Source organism: Holdemania sp. Marseille-P2844 (assembly GCF_900120005.1).
In the GTDB taxonomy this organism is placed as follows: Bacteria; Bacillota_I; Bacilli_A; order Erysipelotrichales; family Erysipelotrichaceae; genus Holdemania.
Genome location: NZ_LT635449.1, coordinates 243,390 through 262,646, shown reverse-complemented (window position 1 = coordinate 262,646; position 19,257 = coordinate 243,390). Strand labels below are relative to the sequence as shown.

Annotated in this window: 13 protein-coding genes and 2 pseudogenes; 10 read left to right on the top strand and 5 right to left on the bottom strand. The window is 47.6% G+C overall.

What is annotated here, in order from left to right; genetic code table 11:
• The first annotated feature begins 16 nt into the window (after positions 1–16).
• Positions 17–1,021, top strand: coding sequence for a hypothetical protein (locus tag BQ7364_RS03940; RefSeq protein ID WP_072683511.1), 1,005 nt, complete (start codon positions 17–19; stop codon positions 1,019–1,021).
• Between the two features lie 15 nt (positions 1,022–1,036).
• Positions 1,037–4,288 (top strand): glucosaminidase domain-containing protein, encoded by a 3,252-nt coding sequence (locus BQ7364_RS03935; protein WP_072683510.1) that lies wholly within the window; start codon positions 1,037–1,039, stop codon positions 4,286–4,288.
• Positions 4,289–4,411: 123 nt separating this feature from the next.
• Here BQ7364_RS03935 and BQ7364_RS03930 read toward each other — a convergent pair whose 3' ends face one another.
• The 3 genes and pseudogenes from BQ7364_RS03930 to BQ7364_RS03920 all read right to left on the bottom strand — a co-directional run.
• A complete protein-coding gene (locus tag BQ7364_RS03930; RefSeq protein ID WP_072683509.1) occupies positions 4,412–4,750 on the bottom strand; it encodes a hypothetical protein in 339 nt (112 codons plus the stop codon).
• 175 nt (positions 4,751–4,925) lie between these two features.
• Entirely contained in the window at positions 4,926–5,558 is a 633-nt protein-coding gene (locus BQ7364_RS03925; protein ID WP_072683508.1) for a TetR/AcrR family transcriptional regulator, read from the bottom strand.
• Between the two features lie 181 nt (positions 5,559–5,739).
• Positions 5,740–7,200, bottom strand: a pseudogene (locus tag BQ7364_RS03920) (helix-hairpin-helix domain-containing protein); the annotation flags it as partial.
• A gap of 390 nt (positions 7,201–7,590) precedes the next feature.
• Here BQ7364_RS03920 and BQ7364_RS03915 point away from each other — a divergent pair.
• Positions 7,591–8,793, top strand: a complete 1,203-nt coding sequence (locus BQ7364_RS03915; protein WP_072683000.1) for an IS110 family RNA-guided transposase — start codon at positions 7,591–7,593, stop codon at positions 8,791–8,793.
• Between the two features lie 123 nt (positions 8,794–8,916).
• On the opposite strand, the pseudogene BQ7364_RS03910 reads toward BQ7364_RS03915, so the two are convergent.
• Positions 8,917–9,615, bottom strand: a pseudogene (locus tag BQ7364_RS03910) (Tex-like N-terminal domain-containing protein); the annotation flags it as partial.
• Between the two features lie 155 nt (positions 9,616–9,770).
• Between BQ7364_RS03910 and BQ7364_RS03905 the strand changes: the two are divergent.
• From BQ7364_RS03905 to BQ7364_RS03880, 6 genes are all read left to right on the top strand, one after another.
• Positions 9,771–11,756, top strand: coding sequence for a PASTA domain-containing protein (locus BQ7364_RS03905; protein WP_072683506.1), 1,986 nt, complete (start codon positions 9,771–9,773; stop codon positions 11,754–11,756).
• A 283-nt stretch (positions 11,757–12,039) separates the two neighbouring features.
• Positions 12,040–12,939 (top strand): GGDEF domain-containing protein, encoded by a 900-nt coding sequence (locus BQ7364_RS18565; RefSeq protein WP_072683505.1) that lies wholly within the window; start codon positions 12,040–12,042, stop codon positions 12,937–12,939.
• A 46-nt stretch (positions 12,940–12,985) separates the two neighbouring features.
• A complete protein-coding gene (locus BQ7364_RS03895) occupies positions 12,986–13,663 on the top strand; it encodes a GNAT family N-acetyltransferase (RefSeq protein WP_072683504.1) in 678 nt (225 codons plus the stop codon).
• A gap of 76 nt (positions 13,664–13,739) precedes the next feature.
• A complete protein-coding gene (locus BQ7364_RS03890) occupies positions 13,740–14,288 on the top strand; it encodes a hypothetical protein (protein ID WP_072683503.1) in 549 nt (182 codons plus the stop codon).
• A gap of 239 nt (positions 14,289–14,527) precedes the next feature.
• Positions 14,528–14,908 carry a BlaI/MecI/CopY family transcriptional regulator gene (locus BQ7364_RS03885; protein WP_072683502.1) on the top strand — a complete coding sequence of 127 codons (381 nt, stop codon included), beginning with the start codon at positions 14,528–14,530 and terminating at the stop codon, positions 14,906–14,908.
• The gene (locus BQ7364_RS03880; protein ID WP_072683501.1) at positions 14,905–17,490 is read left to right on the top strand and encodes a M56 family metallopeptidase; all 2,586 of its coding nucleotides are present in this window, start codon (positions 14,905–14,907) and stop codon (positions 17,488–17,490) included. Before BQ7364_RS03885 ends, BQ7364_RS03880 begins: the two co-directional genes overlap by 4 nt.
• Here the strand turns inward: BQ7364_RS03880 and BQ7364_RS17920 are convergent.
• The gene (locus BQ7364_RS17920; protein WP_159432750.1) at positions 17,484–17,630 is read right to left on the bottom strand and encodes a hypothetical protein; all 147 of its coding nucleotides are present in this window, start codon (positions 17,628–17,630) and stop codon (positions 17,484–17,486) included. The two genes, BQ7364_RS03880 and BQ7364_RS17920, sit on opposite strands and share 7 nt — an antisense overlap.
• A gap of 173 nt (positions 17,631–17,803) precedes the next feature.
• On the opposite strand from BQ7364_RS17920, the gene BQ7364_RS03875 reads away from it, so the two are divergent.
• Positions 17,804–19,108 carry a uracil-xanthine permease family protein gene (locus BQ7364_RS03875; protein ID WP_072683500.1) on the top strand — a complete coding sequence of 435 codons (1,305 nt, stop codon included), beginning with the start codon at positions 17,804–17,806 and terminating at the stop codon, positions 19,106–19,108.
• Positions 19,109–19,257: the final 149 nt, after the last annotated feature.

The following is a 19,257-nucleotide window of genomic DNA, read 5'->3' as shown; positions in this document are numbered from 1 at the left end:
TGGGGTAATGTTACTTATGAGAAAAACAAAGAATAAAACGACGATGCTGCTGGCCGGCGGCCTGGCTGTCGTCTTGATTCTCTTTGCCGCAGCGGCAATTTACTTCGGAATGATTGTGAAAGATCGTTCCGGATCGCAGCTGCCTGAAGAAACGGAAAAGCCGGTGATGGTCGAGCAAGGCGGTCAGGAAAAACCGCAGGAAACGCAGGGACTGGACGCCGTCGAGGTCGATCTGGTCAACGCGACGGTCTATCGCTTCGATGAACTGGACTTCCAGTTTGCGATCGCGAAGATCCGGGTGAAGGCGGAAGAACCGATTAATATTTCGCTTGAGCATTTCGCAACGTCCGAAGGCGTCAAGCTGAATGAAATCGACAGCTATCTCGATCAGCTGGATAAGAATGGTTTATATATCGGCAAGCAGAATGTCTGGTTTGAATTGGTGTCCAGGGAAAACAGCTACGTTGCCAATATCTTTGTGCCGATTAAGGATAAAACGGCGCAGTCGGCGGCGATTAACGTGGATTTCGGCGATAACGCGCCGATCCAGCTAAATCTGAAGGAAGCGACGGGCACCCGCGAGATGCTGGGGTACGTCGCGGAGGACGTGATCACCGATGGCAAGACATATCAGATGCTGGTCGGCGTCGCTTTCCAGATCGCCAGCGAGGAAATGTATCGGACCTTCGACGATGGCAGTGTGGAGACCGCGGGTCTGCCGTCAACGGCTGAAGTCTATGTGTTCCGCCTGGACGCGGTCAGCCTTTGGGGCGACGAACTGGTCGTTGAAGATGCGGTTTATCAGGTCGAGGGCAGCGGGAATACATTCCAGGCGCTTTCCTCGAATTTCCATTCAGAAAAATATGATAACATCCTGGGTAAAACGATCAAGGAAAAAGACAGCGGCGTTTTATTCTTCATTACGTATAATCCGGAGAAGGAACCGATCACTTATCAAGGCAAGCTGAAGCTGAAGATCAGGGGACAGGAAAACTGGATTGAAATTACCGTCAGTTTATAACAAAGGGGGAAGACGATGAAACAAATCTGGAAAATGGCTTTGGCTTTGGCAATGGCCGTCACGTTGGTTCAGGGTTATCCCTCGGCTAATGGAAAAATGGATGTGAAAGCAGATGAAACTTATCCGATGGGCTGCGGTAATTTCGAGGTCGCTTATGTTACGGATAACGGCGGTTTCAGCACGATTGGCTGCTATAATGACTTTACGCAGGCTAAAAATGAAATGTACGCGCACGGCAACGACGCCGTCGTTCGTCATAATTCCAGCAAATCACCGACAAAGATTATTGCGATGACCTCAGGCGTAGCGGCCAGCTATTCTTACCGGCGCGGGTATGCCGACGGCAGTTCGCGGCGGGCCTACGCCACGATGGATATTACGCAGTATCTGTCGACGACAACGAATGAAAAGACGACATACGTTACCAGCCACCGTGAAATGATCTATAAAGGAACTTATTCTTACAATACGGGCAATGGTTCCGGCCGGATCGCCGTGAATCTGACTGGCTTTGACGGGTATACCAATCTGGATCAGGTCGATCTGATTCCGACGAAATTCCTGACTAACAACATGCGGATTTTGTTAGGCGGCAACAACGACGGCAGTCCGTGGGAATCGCCGTTCTGGGTGCGGCCGCGGCAAAGCTATTATGAGGTCGTACAAAACGGGAATTATAAAGAACTGATCTATCACTGCTGGTCGTATTGGGCCAAGTCGGATACGCCGCAGGATTATTCACAGACAATCGGACCGGCTGAAAGCTGGATGAACGTCGGCGCAGTTTATTACACGAATGATATGCATGCTTTGTATACGGATCGGTATTTCCAGAATCCGGTGATGGTTGAAGGCAGTCCGGCGAAGTATTATAACTACTACGAATTTCTGCCGCTGCGCAGCCGTACGAAATTCAACGGCGATCAGCTCAACGGCTTCCTGAACAGCCGCGGTTATAACGAAGTGGCTTATGATTATGACCATCTTCAGAGCAATCAATCCAAGATGGTGAATTCCGGCTGGTTCTTTGTCAACGCGCAGGAAACCTACGGTGTCAACGCGCTTTTGGCCTTCTGTATGGGGCTTTTGGAATCCGGCTGGGGCCGTTCTTCCATTGCGATCAATAAAAACAATCTGTTCGGCTGGAATGCTGTGGATTCCAATCCAAGCGGCAGCGCTGATAAATATGACAATATCGAATCTGCGGTCACGCAGCACATGGCGGTGAATCTGCGCGGGTATCTGGATATTAACGACGCCCGATTCTTCGGTTCTCATCTGGGCAACAAGGGCAGCGGGTTTAACGTCAAATACGCGTCTGACCCATATTGGGGATTAAAAATTTCGGCACTGGCTTATCAGGTCGATAAATATGTTTCCGGCAACGATGGTTCGCTGACGGATTACGGCACCTATTCGTTAGGCGTTATCAACCAATATGACGCCGCGGTTAAGCGTTATGCCGACGCAAATTCACAGACGCTGTATACAACGCGCTATGGCGCAACCTATCAGAATGACTTCACCGTGATTCTGCAGTCGGAAAGCAATGGCTGGACGGGTTTTCCGACAACCAACGGCGTCCGCTCGGATGGAGCGTTAGTGCCGCATAAGGGCAATGGTTACGAAGCTTATAACTGGCAGAACAGCGTCGGTTATCTGCAAAGTTCAAAGATTTCCAAGCTGTCCGCCGGAATCTTTGACAACAGTCAGATCGGTAAAGTGCCGACCGGGGATGTGGTGCAAAAAGTAGCTGCGATGGCGTGGAAGGACAATCTGATTGCCTTGAACGGACAGGCCTACCGTCCGGGAATTTATGTTACAGATTCCAATAAAGTGACGCAGAAGCTGGTTGTTTATAACCAGTATTATGATACGAAAGAATTTGAATTGACAAGTACCGTCGCTGAGAAGGAACAGGTCAGCTTTAAAACGGAGGCACTGGACTTCACGACCCTGGCGGAAGGCAGTTACTTCTTTGAAATCCAAACGGAATACAGCGAGCTGAGCGATTACAACAACAGCTTCTATATCGGCGCGTTGGAGACGTTGCCGGAGACAAAGAAAGTGGGCAATAAGACTTTCAGCTTCAGCGTAAAGGACAATGTCCTGTTCATGTCAGTCATGTTGAGCGGCAGTGAAGAGGGCGGCGAGTCCGGCGATCATCTCAAGAGCACTGTACGCCAGGCACTGTCCAAATTTGAATATGCGGATGAGCATACACTGCTTATCGAAGGGACAGCGTTTATCAATGGTTATGATTTCAAGGAGGATTCCGAGGTTTCGCATCAATTACTTCTGACGAATCTGGAAACCGGTGAAGTTACAACGATTGAAGCGGTCACGTTGCTGGCGCCAAATCCGATCAACTTGTACGACGGATTTACTTACAGCAAGATTAATTTCAGCGCTTCCGTCGATCTGGCGGCGCTGACGCCGGGCAGCTATTCGGTTAAAATTCAGATCCGCAACGGCGAAGTGAAGATGTACGCGAATCTGACCAGTTTTGATTCCAATTTTCTGCCGGAAATGAAGACGTTGGGGGATTACCACGTGCAGATTGTCCAAAATCAGCTGTATAACTACCGGTATGAGATCAACATTGAAAAATCAGATCTGGATTATTCGCTGATTAACAAACCGACAAAGCGCAATTCGGCGTTTGATTACACGAAGCTTTCGCTGGAAGGCGGCCGTCTGAATCTCAACGGTATGGCCTGGATTTACAACGCACAGTTCAAAGCAGAATCACAAGCTTCTCATGCCTTGATCGCCGTCGATGAAAATGGCGTGTCTTATCCGTTGGAAGCGCAAAATCAGGCTTGCTCGGTTGACTATGCGGAGATGCTGGGATCGAAATTCAGTATGAAGAATGCCTGCTTTACCAGCGCTGCGGATTTAAGTCAGCTGCCGGAAGGAAATTACCGGCTGTATTTGGATATCAGTGCGGAAGGATATCGGGATATTTATGAAATGACGGACATTTACTCACGAGCGATTGAAACGGTTACTGTGGACGATCGCAGTTATGCTCTGTTTATTTCTCGGGTTCGCTATCGGATGGTGCTGAGCATCACACAGAATGGACCGAACACTGACGGCGGTGACGATAAAGGCGATACACCGCCAGCGAATGCCGTACAGGCGTCAGAGCTGCCGGTTGAAGATCAGCCGGTTGAAGCTCCGAGGCCAAGTTCGCTGGTTGTTCCAACCCCGAGCGCTACACCGGACGGGGAAAACAACGAAGACGAAACACCTGCTGAATAAATAAAAAAATGCAGAAACAGAGTAAAATCTGATTCTGCATTTTCATTTTATGAAGTCGGATGATAGCGATATCGCACGTCTTTCCAGGTTGATTATTGTCTTAGAGAAAAAATGACCGTCTGTTTATTCCCGTTTTTTGATTTTCTGGTAATGGTAACGGTTGGACAACAAGGCGACAGCGCCAAAGGCTGCTGTGCCGATACCCGTTAAGGTATAACCCAGAATCAGCTGGCTTGCACCGCCGAAAAGAAAAACTACGCTGGCAATACCGCCGATCATCGTTCCGATTTTATCCGCTGCCGGAGAAGGGGTGCGCAGCGCCTTTGATTTCTCGATCAAGGATTGGGTTATTACGGATGTTTTAGCCGTCGCTTTTTGTGTTCGCTCCATGGCGGTCTGAGTCAGATCGGTCGGCGAGGGGATGGAATTTCTGACTGTGTTCGGTGATTTTTCTTGATTCATAAATACCTCCTGATTTTTTGTTTTTTAAATGGACGATCGTGGTTTAGATGGAAGCGGAGAAGAGTGATTTCAAAGTATAAAACCGACCGTCGGTCTTTATTCTTGCTAAGAAACAGGCTGCCATTTTACAGCCTGTTTATAAGCTACTTGGATCGAATTTCACAGGGAAGTCAGATTACTGGACATAGGCTTGGATCAAATCAGCGATAAGCGAATCATCAATTAAATCTAAGCCTAGCTGAATCATCACCGATTGCAGATAGCGCAGCCGGATTTCAGTTTCTTCGCTGTTTCGATGAAATAAAACGGGATTGGCCCAGTAGTTCAGCAGCATTAAGAAGACTTCTGCACAAAGCTCAGGCTGCTGGACGTGCAGCGAACCATCATCGTTGCCTTCCCGGATGAGTCCGGCAACGATCGGCGCATCTTGTTGAACGCAGGTCTGAATTCCATTGACGACAAAATGCGGATCGAGCTGGGATGCTAAAGCCTGATCCAGCGCATGTGTTTCGGCATCCGCCGCCAGTTGTCCCAGGATCTTCTTCAGTTTTTCTTTGGCGTTTTTACCCGGCGTATCACGGATCAGTTCCTGAAACCGCTTGTTCACGTATTGAATTCGCCGCTGCATCACCGCGTTCAGGATCTGTTCTTTGGATTTGAAATGATGATAAAGTCCGCCCTTGGATAATCCGGTCGCGTCAAGAATGTCTTGAACGCTGGTTTGTTCATAGCCCTTTTCAACAAAAAGTCTGGCCGCGGTAACGATGATTTTTTCTAACGTTTGTTCCGGATGTTTATTTCTTGCCATAGCTTCTCCTTATAAACCGACGGTTGGTCTGTATATATCTTATCTGGGATTGTTAACCGCGTCAAGTTAAAGTCGTCGGGAATGAAAATTGTAGCTTTAATTTAATTTCATCTTTTTAAACATAAAAGAACTGTCCTGGACTTGTTTCTGAATTGGGAACCCGTCAAGACAGTTCTATTGATTAATGATGCGGATCAATCATGGTCAGCTGAACCCGGTGACGTTCTGCGTCGATCCCGTAAACCCAGACCTTGAGGATGTCGCCAATGGATACGACTTCGCTGGGGTGGGAGATCCGGCCCTGTACCATCTTGGAAACATGGACCAGACCATCCTCATGCAGACCGATATCAACGAAAGCGCCGAAATCAACGACGTTGCGGACGACGCCTTCCAACTCATCGCCCGGATGCAGATCTTCCAGCGTGAGGACGTCATGCCGCAGCATCGGTCCGTCGAATTGTTCACGGTAATCGCGCAGCGGCTGGGAGATCGCTTCAATCATGTCTTGAAGCGTATACACGTCCGTGTCCAGCTGTTCGGCGGTTTTTTCCAGATTTAACTGGCTCAGTTTTTCGCGGCATTCATCGCTGCCGAACTGGCTGATGCCTAACAGTTGGCATAAGCGGTGAGCGGCCTGGTAGCTTTCCGGATGGATCGGCGTTTGATCCAGCGGTTCCTCTCCATCGTGAATCCGCAGAAAGCCCGCCGCCTGCTGGAAAGACTTCGCGCCCAGCTTCGGCACTTCCAATAACTGCCGCCGGTTTTCAAAGCGGCCGTGTTCGTTGCGGTAGGCGACGATCGCGTTGGCGGAGGCTTTTGTCAGACCTGAAACATGACATAAAAGCTCGCTGGAAGCCGTATTGACGTCGACGCCGACGCGGTTGACGCTTTTTAAAATCGCAAAATCAAGCCGCTCATTTAAAGCCTTTGCGGGCAGATCGTGCTGATACTGACCTACACCGATACTTTTCGGATCAATTTTAATCAGTTCAGACAACGGGTCCAGAATTCGTCTTGCGATCGAAACGGCGGAGCGCTGCTCGACGTGCAGATCCGGAAATTCCTTCCGCGCTAATTCGCTGGCGGAATATACCGAAGCGCCAGCCTCGGAAACCAGTGTGTAATCGACGTTCAGGTTTTCTTTTTGAATGATCTCGGCAATGAAGCTTTCAGTTTCACGGCTGGCTGTACCGTTGCCGATCGCGATGACTTCGATTGGATATTCTTTCAAAATCGACAGAAGTTTGGCTTTGGCTTCGGTTTTTTTGTTTACCGGCGGATGCGGATAGAAAACGTCGATTTTCAGCATCTTACCCGTGGAATCAATGACAGCCAGCTTGCAGCCGGTCCTAAACGCCGGATCGACGCCGAGGATCATTTTGCCTTCCAGCGGCGGCTGCAGAAGCAGACGTTCAACGTTCATTGAGAAAATCTCAATCGACTGCGCCTGCGCTTTTTCGCTCAGTTCCCCGCGGACTTCACGCTCAACGCTAGGAAATGCCAGCCGCTTTAACCCATCCTGCGCCGCTTCCTCAATCAGACTCTGACAGATGGTTGGGCGGTCATGCGTCACACCGCGGATCGCGTAATTGATCAGAAACGTCTGGTTGTAGTCCAGGGTTACCGTGATGACTTTTTCGTATTATAAAAGTAGGAATAAAGTATCCTACTCGAAATAGAATTAGATGAGTATAAAATATTGAAATTGAGAAGAAATCATACAGGTGATGTTCAGTTAATCTTAGTATCTCATCAAGGGTATCAGAAGTTAGGATATAATATTCTTAGCTTCTTTTCTTTTGTGGGCCAACCTAAGTTGAGAAGCTCATAGAGAAGAAATGGCTTGGCACTTTTTGGAACAATCTAGTTCGTAAAAGAAAATGCCATTCTTCCTATTCAAATTCATAAGCTTGTTTAAATCTAAAAAGGCATCCGCCACAAGAGTGGAATCGTCTGGATTTCTTACGAAACAAAGTTGAATTGAATATGGAAGTATTCTCTCTCTTATTTGTGAAAGGAGGTTTTGTCAATGAAAGGGCCTATCGTTAGTATTGATGTATCCAACGGAAACAGTCACTTCCAATGTTTTACACAAAGAGGCACTAAAATGGGAAAGGTGCATCGGATTTCTCACACCGTAGAAGGCTTTAACTTCTTAAAATCAAAAATAGAAGAACTGGAGAAGAAAACAAACGAAGAAGTGGTTGCGGTCTATGAAGCAACCGGCGTGTATACGAAGCCATTAGAAAGATTTTTAGAAAAGAACGAAATCAAACAATACTCCATCTCGCCGTTACAGTCAGCGAAACAAAGGAAAACAGAAATACATAATAAGAAAACAGATAAAAAAGACCCAGAATCCATCGCGGAAGTCTATTATATTAAAGAGCTCCGAGAGAATGAAAAAGAAGCGGATCTCTATCATGAATTGCGTACTGCCAATCGTGTATATGAAGACTGTCTTGTTCATTTAAGAAAGTATAAAGTCACCTTTCAAAGTCACCTGAGTATCGTGTTTCCAGGCTATATGAAGCTCTTTCAAGACGGATACAGTCAAATCTCGCTGCAGTTACTGGAAATGTATCCCCATCCCGATAGGTTGAAGAACAAGCAGCCAGAGAAAGTGGCAAAAAAACTGAATAAGCACACTGATCATAGTTTTGAAGTTTGTTTGAAAACGGCAGAGAAGGTGATTGAGTTTGCGAACAAAACGTATCCGGGCTGTGATAAAGAGGATGCTTGGGTTGCGGTGTTGGTCGATGACATTCATCATCTCCAGGATACGATGGAAGAGGCAGAGGCGAAGCTCGATAAAATTATAGAGCTTGCGAAAGCAACGCCCTACTACTCTATTATTTTAAGTATTGATGGTATCGGTCCCAATCTGGCATCAAGAATCATCGCAGAGTTTGGCGATATAAGCAAATTCAAAACCAGAGGTGCAATGGTGGCCTATGTGGGGAATGATCCCAACAGAGCAGAATCAGGGGACATAGAAGGCTATCATTTATCGATTTCCAAAAAAGGGAATAAACGATTAAGATGCATTTTATATTTAGCGGTAACCTGTAGTATACGATCAAGGAAAGAGAATCCCATTAACGCTTTCTATCAAAAGAAAAGGCAACAATCAACCCCACTAAAGTCGAAAGCTGCCAAGGTAGCTTGTATCACCAAGCTAATTCGCACAATCCATGGGATGTGCAAGACGGGTACTGTGTTCACCAGCTAACCACCTATATTATATCTCAAATTACAAAAAGTTGAAGAGATTCAATCTTTTTGTATTGATGTTTTTTGAGATTTTGAGATTTTTCAAATTCACGCAAAAAACTCTTGTTTTTTATTATCTAATTTCTTTTTCAGCCCGGTCGATTGCCATAACCCGATGATTTGCCAGCGTGCTGATCTTTTCTTTGTAATCGTAATACATCTTATAAACTTTGTTTTCATCTTCGTGCTTTTTCTTTTCCTTACAGAGAATAAAGCCGTATTTTTCAATTTGTTCCTTGATCTTCCAGCGCAGCTTTGCCTGGTCGCTGATGCGCTCAGCCAGGATATCCTTCGCTCCCTGTAGCGCTTCTTCCACTGTCGGGACCTGATCGTTCAGATATTTTTCCGCCTGAAGAGTTGGATCGCCCGAACGCGGGCAGGAAGCAATCCAATCTGCCAGCGGCGTCAGCCCTTTGCCCGCAGCATCCGTCGCGCGAGTCTTGCGCTTTTGTTGATATGGCCGGTAAATATCGTCAACCTGCGAAAGCTTGGTGCAGGCTAAAACCTGCTGACGCAGTTCTTCGGTCAGCTTGCCTTGAGTTTCAATAATCCGCAGTACGTCTTCTTTGCGCTTTTCCAGATTGCTTAAATACTGGACCTGCTGCTGAATGAACAAAATTTGTTCTTCATCCAATCCTTTTGTCATTTCTTTGCGGTAACGCGCGATGAAAGGAACTGTGTTGCCTTCTTCCAAAAGCTTTAATGTATTTCGCACCTGGGCTGGCTCAATGTTGAGCGAAGCCGCCACCGGCTGAATCAGCTGTTCAGTTTCCATATTCATTCCTCCTCGTGATGATTTTTATCATAACACGAAAATCTTTTCATAGCTTCAAAAATTTGTAAGAATTCAGACCAGTAACTTCCAAAGAAAGTCTACAAACGCCGTTTTTTAGGGATTGGAAATATGATATACTTGTTAAAGTACAGGAGGGCAATATGAATATAGATTTTTCGAATAAAAAGACGATTGCGCTGCTCAGTGCCGTCGGTGTATTAGCTATCGCGACAATCGCAGCCGTAGTCGTTTTGTTGACGCTGCCTGGCAAAGCGATTCAGGTAGAAGATTTCTCAGGGAAGACCGTCGAAGAAATCAAAAAATGGGCGACTGAGAATAAGCTGGGTGACAGTCAGTTGGTAGTCGAGTACGAATACAGCGATACCATTGATAAGGACAAGCTGATTTCGCAGAGTATTGCCTCAGAACAGAAGCTGAACAAAGACAGCGTTCTGACGGTTGTCTTCTCGAAAGGTCCGAATCCGGATGTCGAAGTAACGCTGCCGGATTTCAAAGATATGACCGAAGAAGAAATTGAGAAATTCGTGGAAACGAATAAACTGTTGGATGTCACGTATGAATACGCTGTCGATGAAAAGATCGAGAAGGGAAAATTCATCAAGGTCAATGTGACCGATACCGTAATCAAGCGCAGTACGATGCTGGTGTTTACGATTTCCCAGGGAAAAGACGGAACGGGTGAACAGATCATCGTCCCGGATTTCAGCGATTATACCAAAGCGAAGATCACAAACTGGGCGAAAGCGAATAAAGTGACGATCAACTGGAAGGAAGAAGCCAGTGATAAGATTGCGAAAGACAAAGTGATTTCCCAGGATCCAAAGGCTGGGGAAACGATCAAGACCGGCGATAAGATCACGGTAACGATGTCGTTAGGGAAAACGGTAACGATGAAGTCGTTAGCGAAAATGAGCAAGGATGAAGCGAAGAAGTGGCTGAATGACAATGGTCTTGTCGGTGAGTTCAGCGAAGCGTACAGCGGCTCCATTGAATATGGCTATGTCATTTCCAACGCGCCGGAAAAGGGCGACGTGAAACAGGGAAGCACGGTGAAAGTCAAGATTTCGCTGGGTAAGATCAAGCTGGAATCGTTTGTCGGCAAGAAGAAAGAAGATGCCGAAAGCTATAAAAAGAAGATCAATAACCTGGAAGGCAATCTTACCTTTACGTACAGCGAAGTAGAAAGCACAGAGCCTGTTGGAACAATCGTTTCCCAGGGATATGACGGGGGAACTTATCTGGCTCCGGGAACAACGGTTAACTTCCAGATTTCCAAGGGAAAATCAATCACCGTTGAAAACAAAGCCGGTGTCAGTGAAGATGAATTCAAGAAATATATCAGCGGCTTGGGTTTAAGTCTGGGTACCCGTTCCACGGCGTATTCCGATAAGGCGGCCGGGACGATTCTTGAAAATGAAACCGGCAAGAAAGCCGCAGGATCTACGGTTTGGTACAAGGTATCGTTAGGTCAGTTCAGTCCGGTGGCCGGCGACTTTGAAAATAAATCGGTTGCGGAAGCCCGGAAGATTATTGAAAATGCCAATAATTCCGGGGCCGGCTGGAGTTTCTCAGAAGGTGCCAGCGAGTTTAACGACAGCGTTGCTTCCGGCAATACCTTCGGCTGTTCCATTTCGGGTAAAACGGTAACCTGTAAGGTTTCTAAAGGAAAAGGGATTACGGTTAAGAATTATGTTGGCGGTTCCGCGCCATGTTCCACAAACAGCTGTTCTGTCGACGGCGTAACGATTAAGCAGGTTTATCAGTCGGATTACAGCGATGTTCCTGCAGGACAGGTTGTCGATCAGTCGGTTGGCGCCGGTACTGTTGTTTCTTCGGGAACGGAAATTACATTGACTTTGTCGAAAGGACCGAAGCCGGTTACAACGGCGAAGGTTCCGGATGGGCCAAAAACAATTTATAATGGTGCCAGTTATGATGAAACAGTACAAAATATTAAATTTTCGTTCAATAATGCTGGTTTTTATAATTTGACCTTTATTAAAATTTCGGGCGAAATTGATAATCCAGATAAAATAAATGGTGTTCTTGAAGATGTTTCTGTAGCATTTGGTTCTGAGGTAGATATATCAACTGAAATAGTATTCAAGATTTATTCACCTAACTAAACATAGAAAATCAGGATGATGCGCGACAAAACGCTCATCCTTTTTCTTATTCCGAAGCAAAGGAAAATTAAGCGATAATTTTTAACTTTCACGATTAATTTAATGATATAATGAGAACCAAGAGGTATTATATTTTGACCTTGTTGATAACTGAGGATTAAAAGCTGAATTTTAAGATCAGAAAAGGTTATTCGCATAAACGATGAGATTGAAATGAATAAATTGATTTACTGTGGGTGGAATGCTGAAACACAGGAAGTTTCAAGGAAAGGAAGTAAATACGATGTTTGATTTGGAAAAAGCAGATCAGTTTATACAAAAACAAATTCAGACACATCCGTTATTTGAATTTTACCGGATTGTCGACGTGAATACGTATGAGGTTCATGAATGGAGAAAGTCACAGTTGGTCGCGAACGGCGAACATTGTTTTCAGGTGTGGAGTCGTAATTGTGCCTGCCGCAACTGTGTATCCCGTTTGGCTGTAGATGAAAACCGGCCGATAATCAAAATGGAGACGACGCAGGATAACCGGATTTTTCTGATTGAATCAGTGCCGCTGACTGAACTGGGTGATCATTACGCGCTGGAATTGATCCGTGAAGTTACAGATAATCTGTTGTTCACCGATCCTGATCATAAAAACAACGTCATGTTGACAGACATTATTTACAAAATGAACGAACTCTCGACGCATGATTCCTATACGGGACTGTACAATAAGCGTTTTATGGAACATGAGCTGAACCGGGATATTTCAGAGTGGAAAGAAGAGAAGCCGCTGACGATCGCCTTGCTAGATATTGACCAGTTCAAGGCGGTCAACGATACGTACGGACATTTGATGGGCGACCGGGTTATTTTAGCTCTGTCGCAGGCATTGAAAACCTGTGCGGAGAGCCATGGCGGCTGGGCCTGCCGAGTTGGCGGCGACGAATTCCTGATTACGTTTAACGGTTTAAATCAAGAACAGGCAGCGCAGGTAATTCAGGCATTCCGTCAGGAAATGGCGCAGCTTCAATTCAGCGAAGCGGCGCGAGACTATCACATGTCGATCAGCGTAGGCATCGTAGAATACAAACCGGAAATTCAGGATTGGGAAACCTGGTTTACATTGGCTGATCAGGCAATGTATCAAAACAAGCAGAGCGCGGATCAGAATAATAAACTTGCCCATTCTTAGACTCTCCTTTACAATAAAAACATAGAGCGAGAAGGAGGGACGCAGGATGTTGACAAGGCAGGAATATCTTCAAAATCCATGCCGGGCTTCGGCGCTTCCCTATTGGAAACTTTGTGCTGGAAATCTGCCGGAAGGTGTTGAGGTCATTCACGAAAAAGAAGCTGGAAAAAGGATCGGAGACGTCAGCACTGCGGTTGAATGCTATTTCCGGCTTTTTCATCATCTCGATACTTTGTCCATAGACTCTCATTCAGAAATTGTGCTGCAGACGGCTTGGAAAGAAGTAAACGTATTCGCGGAAATCATCAATGCGTCATATCCGGATCTGCGGGTCAGCGAAGCGCAGCTGCTTCAATTACAGGCGCAGGCCTGTTTCAGCCCTGAGGGTTGGGTTGTAGCTCTTGATCGCCAGAGCGGCAAACCGCTGGCCTGCGGAATTGCGGCGTTGGATCGGCAGATGCAGGAAATCAGTCTGGAATGGATTCAGGTTTTGCCCGGGAAGCGCGGCCGCGGGATCGGCAGAAGTTTAGTCATGCAGCTGTTGTCCAACATGAAGGACAGGGCACGCTTCGCCACAGTCAGCGGCAGGGCGGATGGCCCCTGCTCCCCAGAGCTGTTTTATCGAAAATGCGGTTTTACCGGTGATGATATTTGGATAGTCAGGCGGGAAACGCTGCAGGCGAAGCAGAAAGCGGGATCATCAGGAAGAGAATCAAAGAAGTAAATAAAAATCAACAAACAGGAATGACGAATATAGAGGTCAAAATCCGGGATGTCATAGAAGAAAGGGGGACTGAACGATGATAAAAAGAAAATGGCAGAGAAAGGGAACCGCGATAACTTTGATGTTTCTTTGCGCTCTGTCCCTCGTCAGCTGCGCTTCGATCCATTATTACTGGTATACGCAGTCGGAATCTTCCATAAAACTCAGCGTCAAAGCTGGAAAAGTCCAACGGATGCTTATTATTACCAATGTAAGTCCGTCGGAAGCTGTGAAGCTCAACAAGGAGAAGGCATGGCTGGAAGGGCTGGACGTCGGCGATTACTTTGAAATCGGAGAACATCCCGAAACGTTTTTTCTAGTCCATTATACGGATCCGGGAAAAGGCGGAGTGGTTTTCTATAACTTTAACTTTGAGGCTTCCGACTTTGATCCGAAAAAGGAAGACGTGATCGCTATTCTGGATCATTTTGGGTTAACTGAATCTCTAAATTGGAAAACCAGAACGATCAGCTTGAAAACGTTAACTTCTTCGCAGACATGCCATTTCCATGCGCTTTTTGAATCCGGCGACTTCCAACGGTTAAAAAAACCGGAATGGTTTGAGGAACGCTGGCAATCGAACTAAACTGCCATGCCCACGAATTTTGACAGGACGATCACGCTCTGTCAGAATTCGTTTTTTTTGTTGCTGCCTTGAACTGAAGCAAAAGACCAAATAAAGGGTGAAAACAAGAAAAGTTAGAAATTTTTCGAAGAATGAGAAAATAAGTTGGAAATTGAACAAAAGAGCTTGCAATTAATGACTACGAAGTGTAGTATGATAATTGACTACAAGATGTAATAAAAAGGGAGGGAGAAGAGAACATGGAACTGATGTCTGATTCTGAAAAGGAAATCATGAGATTGATCTGGGATCATGGGGGTACGATGACGATCAGTGAATTGCTGGACCAGATAGAACAAACTGACCATGATTGGAAACGCACGACAGTGCGGACCTTTATCTCCAGATTGATCGACAAAGGAATGCTGATCAGCCAGAAGGAAGGCCGGGGCGCGCTGTACGTTGCGCGCATCAGCGAGGAAGAATATTTAAAAACTCAGTCGGTTCAGTTTGTGAATCAGGTGTTTGGCGGAAATGTCAGTACGCTGCTGACGTCGCTGTTCGGGCAGCAATGCCTGGAATCCAAAGACATTGAAGAACTGGAAAAATTTTGGGAGCAGGGGAAGGAGAAATTGAAATGAACACCTTCATGATCGGTTTCCTTTCAGTTTCGGTTTCCGCGTTATGGATGGCCGGCATCGTTGTACTGCTGGAAAAGCTGCTGAAAAATCATTTGAGTTTCCGTTTTCGCTACGGACTCTGGCTGGTTGTGATTCTGCGGCTTTTAATTCCGGTATCGCCGGTAGCCGGGGTTGTCGGTACTTTGTTTTCTGAGGAAACCTGGAACCCGCAGCCGCAAGCTCAGCTTGCGGCAAGGACGCCGGAAACCATCAGGAATCCTGTTGCGGATCAACAAACAAAACATCCTGAACAGGAAGTCCAGAGTGATCCGGTTCAGGATATCCGATTCCTTCCAACACCGGAGCCTTCCCGATCAACCTGCCAGGTTGATCAGCCCGCCTGGCTGGACGATCTGATCCGATCAGCCTGGGTGCTGTGGTTAAGCGTTGCCGTGGTGCTGATGGTTCGTCGGATCACGAGCTATCAAGGATTTCTGCGGTTTATTAAAGCCGGCAGTTTTCCATCCAGCCCGAAGACCCGGCAATGTCTGGACGAGGTTCGCCAGAAAATGGGCATCCGCCGCCAGCTGCCAGTCTGGATTAACAAGCTGGCAGTATCGCCGATGCTGCCCGGTGTCTTTCATCCGATGATCATTCTGACTACGGAGGATTGCGGCCCTGAGGAAATGCAAATGATTCTGCGCCACGAACTCACGCATTATCAGCGCAAAGATATCTTTACAAAATGGCTGGTTCAGCTGGCGGTCTGCATTCACTGGTTTAATCCTGTTGTTCGCCTGATCGGCCGCCATATGGAAAGTCTGTGTGAGCTGGCCTGCGATGAACAGGTGCTGCGGTCTCTCTCGGCGCGGGAAAAACGCTGCTACGGCGACACGTTGATCCACACGTTAAAGGATAAGGGAACCTATGGCGATATCATCGTATCAATTACGTTGAATGAAAACTTGAGCTTGTTAAAAGAAAGGCTGAGTGCAATTATGGATGAACAAAAGTCAGGAACTGCACGGGCGTTGATCTCGATGGCTGCCGGGGCTGTATTGTTTGCCAGCGGTATTCTGTGCGGTTCTACGTTGAGCTGGAAAACGCCGACGCCGGCCGCGGCGCCGGTGATGACGGCCACGACCTCGACAAACCAGAGAACCTTCTATTTTTCCGGCAGCGTCTATACGCAGGGCTACATCGTGACGCTGAACTGGGCGGGAGCCGACCGGTCGGAGGAGGGCAGCGTGTATCAGGATTCGCTGATCAGCGTCGCCTTTGACGAAAGCATGAAAGCGGTCATGGACAATGAGGAACAGATGGAAGCCGTCCGTCAGGCGGTTTCCGAACAACATGCGCGGTTAGTCCGCAACAACAGCTCACTGGCTTCGCGTACGCCGCTTTTAACCTCGATCGAAGGTCCCTACACCGAATCTGCGGAGGAACTGGCTGTCCGCTTTCATAAGGAAAAGAAAATGTCGCAGTTCAGAGCCGTGGCTGCGAAGCTGAACGAGGAAGCGGCTGTAAACATGGCCCGCACCTTCTATGCATCGAAGGAAATGGATTATTTTGCGGTGCTGGCCGACGCGCTTCCGGAATCCGAAATTCTCAATTTGAGCCGGCAGGCTTATCAGAGTCGATATGAGGATGCGTTTGATCTGTTGGTACCGAAGCTGCCGCAGGATCAGATTGAGACGTTGGCGCAGCAGGCTTATGCGGATATGCGGCTTGATGATTTTGAAATCGCGCTGCTTTCCCTGCCGGCTCCGCAGCGGTCTGAATGGGCGGAGAAAGCCTATGCGGATAACCAGTTGGCGTATTTTATGGAAACGATCCGCGATTTGACAACCGATCAGCTCGGTGCGTGGGCCGACCGGGTTTATGCTGATCAGCGTCTTGAATTCTTTGAAGAGATTGCAAGTTCGCTGAATTCCAGGCAGCGGAAAGCTTTGGCAGAAAAGGCCTATGCCGATAACCGCGTCGAATATTTTAAAGAAGCTTTCTATGATTTGCCACAAGAGAGCGTCGCGGCGTATGCTCAGCGAGTGATCGACGATCAGCGTTGCCGGGATTATCTGTTTGTCTTTGACGGGGATCTGCCTGGCGAGCTGATGGATAAGCTGGCGATCCAGGCTTATGATGAAAAGCAGGATGAGCTGTTTGACCGAATTATCTGGGGCCTTTCCAAGGAAACCGCGAAGACGCTGCTTGAGCGGGCGTATGCCGACAATCGGACAGAAGTGCTTTACCGGCTCTATTCCAAAGTTGATAACGAAACCCTGAAGGCGCTGGTTGATCAAGCCTTTAACGATCATCGCACGGATGTGTTTATGAATTTGTGCAATGATTTGACCAGCGAACAAAAGGCAGAATATGCCAATCAGGCGTATGAGAATCAGAATCTGGATATTCTGTCAAACCTGATTTACGATCTTCCGCACGATCAGGTTCTTTCGCTGGCGCAGAAGGCCTACGATGATCAGCAAGTCCGTTATTTCGAGATGGTGGTCTGTGAATTGAATTCGGCGGATATCGCTAAATTCAGAACGCAGGCGAAAAAAGACGGTCGCGACGAGTTTTATTCTATGCTGGAAAATTATTGATTCAGAAGTTCGCCTTCTGACAAACTGACGATCAACTGCCGGTCAGGCTCTCTGCCGGGATTTCTGACTAGTCCGCCCTTGTTTGGCATCGCTGAATCCAGTTTGAAATTAAAGATGTTCGGGAATGTCAGAAAATTCATTTCAGGCTTTTTACCGGAAGTGGATGAAATCGCCGCTTAGTTATGTTATAATGAAAACCGCATAGGGCTTTTAAGCGGATCCAGAGAGATCGCAAGGCTGAACTACATTAAGGGGAAAGTCCTTTTGCACAAAATCAAAAGGGCTTTTTATTTAAGCCCGGAAAGGGGTATTTATGTCACAGCGAGTAGAAATGATCCTCGACGTCAACGAAAAACCAAAACCGACTCAATGGATTCTGTTAAGTTTCCAACATGTCTTTGCGATGTTTGGCGCCACCATCCTGGTCCCGGTGCTGACCGGCTTTCCGATTTCCGTCGCCTTGTTTGCTTCCGGCATCGGAACGATTATTTACAGCTGCATCACCCGGTTTCAGGTTCCGGTCTACTTAGGTTCTTCCTTTGCCTACATCAGCGCCGTCCAGATTGCGGTCGCCGCGATGAGCGGCGATGTCAGCGCAGCGCAGACCGGGTTAATCCTGATCGGTCTGGTCTATGTCGTCGTTTCGATTCTTGTCCGTTTCATCGGCAAGGACTGGATTGACAAGCTGCTTCCGCCGATTGTCATCGGCCCGATGATCGCCGTTATCGGTCTGGGCCTGGCGGCCAATGCGGTCGGCAACGCCGGCTTTGTGACCGGCGGGGATTGGAAAGTCATGCTGACAGCGGTCTTTACCTTTATTCTCACTGCTCTGATCTCCACGAAGGCAAAAGGCTTTTTCAAAATCATTCCATTCCTTTGCGGAATCTTGGGTGGGTATGTGTTTGCGCTGGCTTTAGGCATCGTGGACTTTGCGCCGCTGCAGGAAGTCCTGCAGTCGGGGCGGTTCTTATCGCTGCCGGAATTCATTCTGCCGATTGCTATTCCGGGGTTTAAGAGCTATCACCTGTATTTCGGACCGGAAACGTTCGCGATCCTGCCGGTGGCGCTGGTGACCATTTCCGAGCATATCGGCGATCATACCGTGCTGGGCAAGATCTGCGGCCGCAATTTCCTGAAGGAACCGGGCTTGGATAAGACGTTAATGGGCGATGGCATCGCGACGTCCATTTCGGCGCTGCTGGGCGGACCGGCGAATACGACCTATGGCGAAAATACGGGCGTCATCGGGATGACGAAGGTGTCCTCGGTGTACGTGACTGTCGGTGCGGCCTGCATCGCGATCGTGCTGAGCTGCGTCCCGATTGTATCGGCGTTCATCTCAACGATTCCCAACGCCGTATTAGGCGGAATGTCGATCATTCTGTACGGCGTCATTGCTTCCAACGGTCTGCGGGTTCTGATCGACAATCAGGTCGATTTTGGGCAGCAGCGCAATCTGATCATCGCTTCGGCCATGCTGGTCATCGGCTTGGGCGGCGCGGTTCTGCCGTTAGGCAAACTGGTCACCCTGTCGGGCACCGCGTTGTCGGCGACTGTGGGCATTGTGCTGAACCTGATCCTGCCGCGGGAGAAACAAACTGCGGAAAAATCAAAATAAATCTCAGATCTCACTCAGAAAGCAGCATGCCGCTGCTTTTTTTCTGACGGCGAAGAGGGATCAATTCCAAGTTTCGGATTGGTTCACAAGAGCTGGGTCGTTTCGTTGCTTTTTTAGCCCGGAACGGCTTTCCTGATTGCCAGGCGGGA

Coding starts and splice junctions, on each gene's coding strand:
- BQ7364_RS03890 (WP_072683503.1), top strand. CDS start 13,740: ATGATAAAAAGAAAATGGCAGAGAAAGGGAACCGCGATAACTTTGATG.
- BQ7364_RS18565 (WP_072683505.1), top strand. CDS start 12,040: ATGTTTGATTTGGAAAAAGCAGATCAGTTTATACAAAAACAAATTCAG.
- BQ7364_RS03940 (WP_072683511.1), top strand. CDS start 17: ATGAGAAAAACAAAGAATAAAACGACGATGCTGCTGGCCGGCGGCCTG.
- BQ7364_RS03930 (WP_072683509.1), bottom strand. CDS start 4,750: ATGAATCAAGAAAAATCACCGAACACAGTCAGAAATTCCATCCCCTCG.
- BQ7364_RS03875 (WP_072683500.1), top strand. CDS start 17,804: ATGTCACAGCGAGTAGAAATGATCCTCGACGTCAACGAAAAACCAAAA.
- BQ7364_RS17920 (WP_159432750.1), bottom strand. CDS start 17,630: ATGAATTTTCTGACATTCCCGAACATCTTTAATTTCAAACTGGATTCA.
- BQ7364_RS03905 (WP_072683506.1), top strand. CDS start 9,771: ATGAATATAGATTTTTCGAATAAAAAGACGATTGCGCTGCTCAGTGCC.
- BQ7364_RS03895 (WP_072683504.1), top strand. CDS start 12,986: ATGTTGACAAGGCAGGAATATCTTCAAAATCCATGCCGGGCTTCGGCG.
- BQ7364_RS03935 (WP_072683510.1), top strand. CDS start 1,037: ATGAAACAAATCTGGAAAATGGCTTTGGCTTTGGCAATGGCCGTCACG.
- BQ7364_RS03880 (WP_072683501.1), top strand. CDS start 14,905: ATGAACACCTTCATGATCGGTTTCCTTTCAGTTTCGGTTTCCGCGTTA.
- BQ7364_RS03925 (WP_072683508.1), bottom strand. CDS start 5,558: ATGGCAAGAAATAAACATCCGGAACAAACGTTAGAAAAAATCATCGTT.
- BQ7364_RS03915 (WP_072683000.1), top strand. CDS start 7,591: ATGAAAGGGCCTATCGTTAGTATTGATGTATCCAACGGAAACAGTCAC.
- BQ7364_RS03885 (WP_072683502.1), top strand. CDS start 14,528: ATGGAACTGATGTCTGATTCTGAAAAGGAAATCATGAGATTGATCTGG.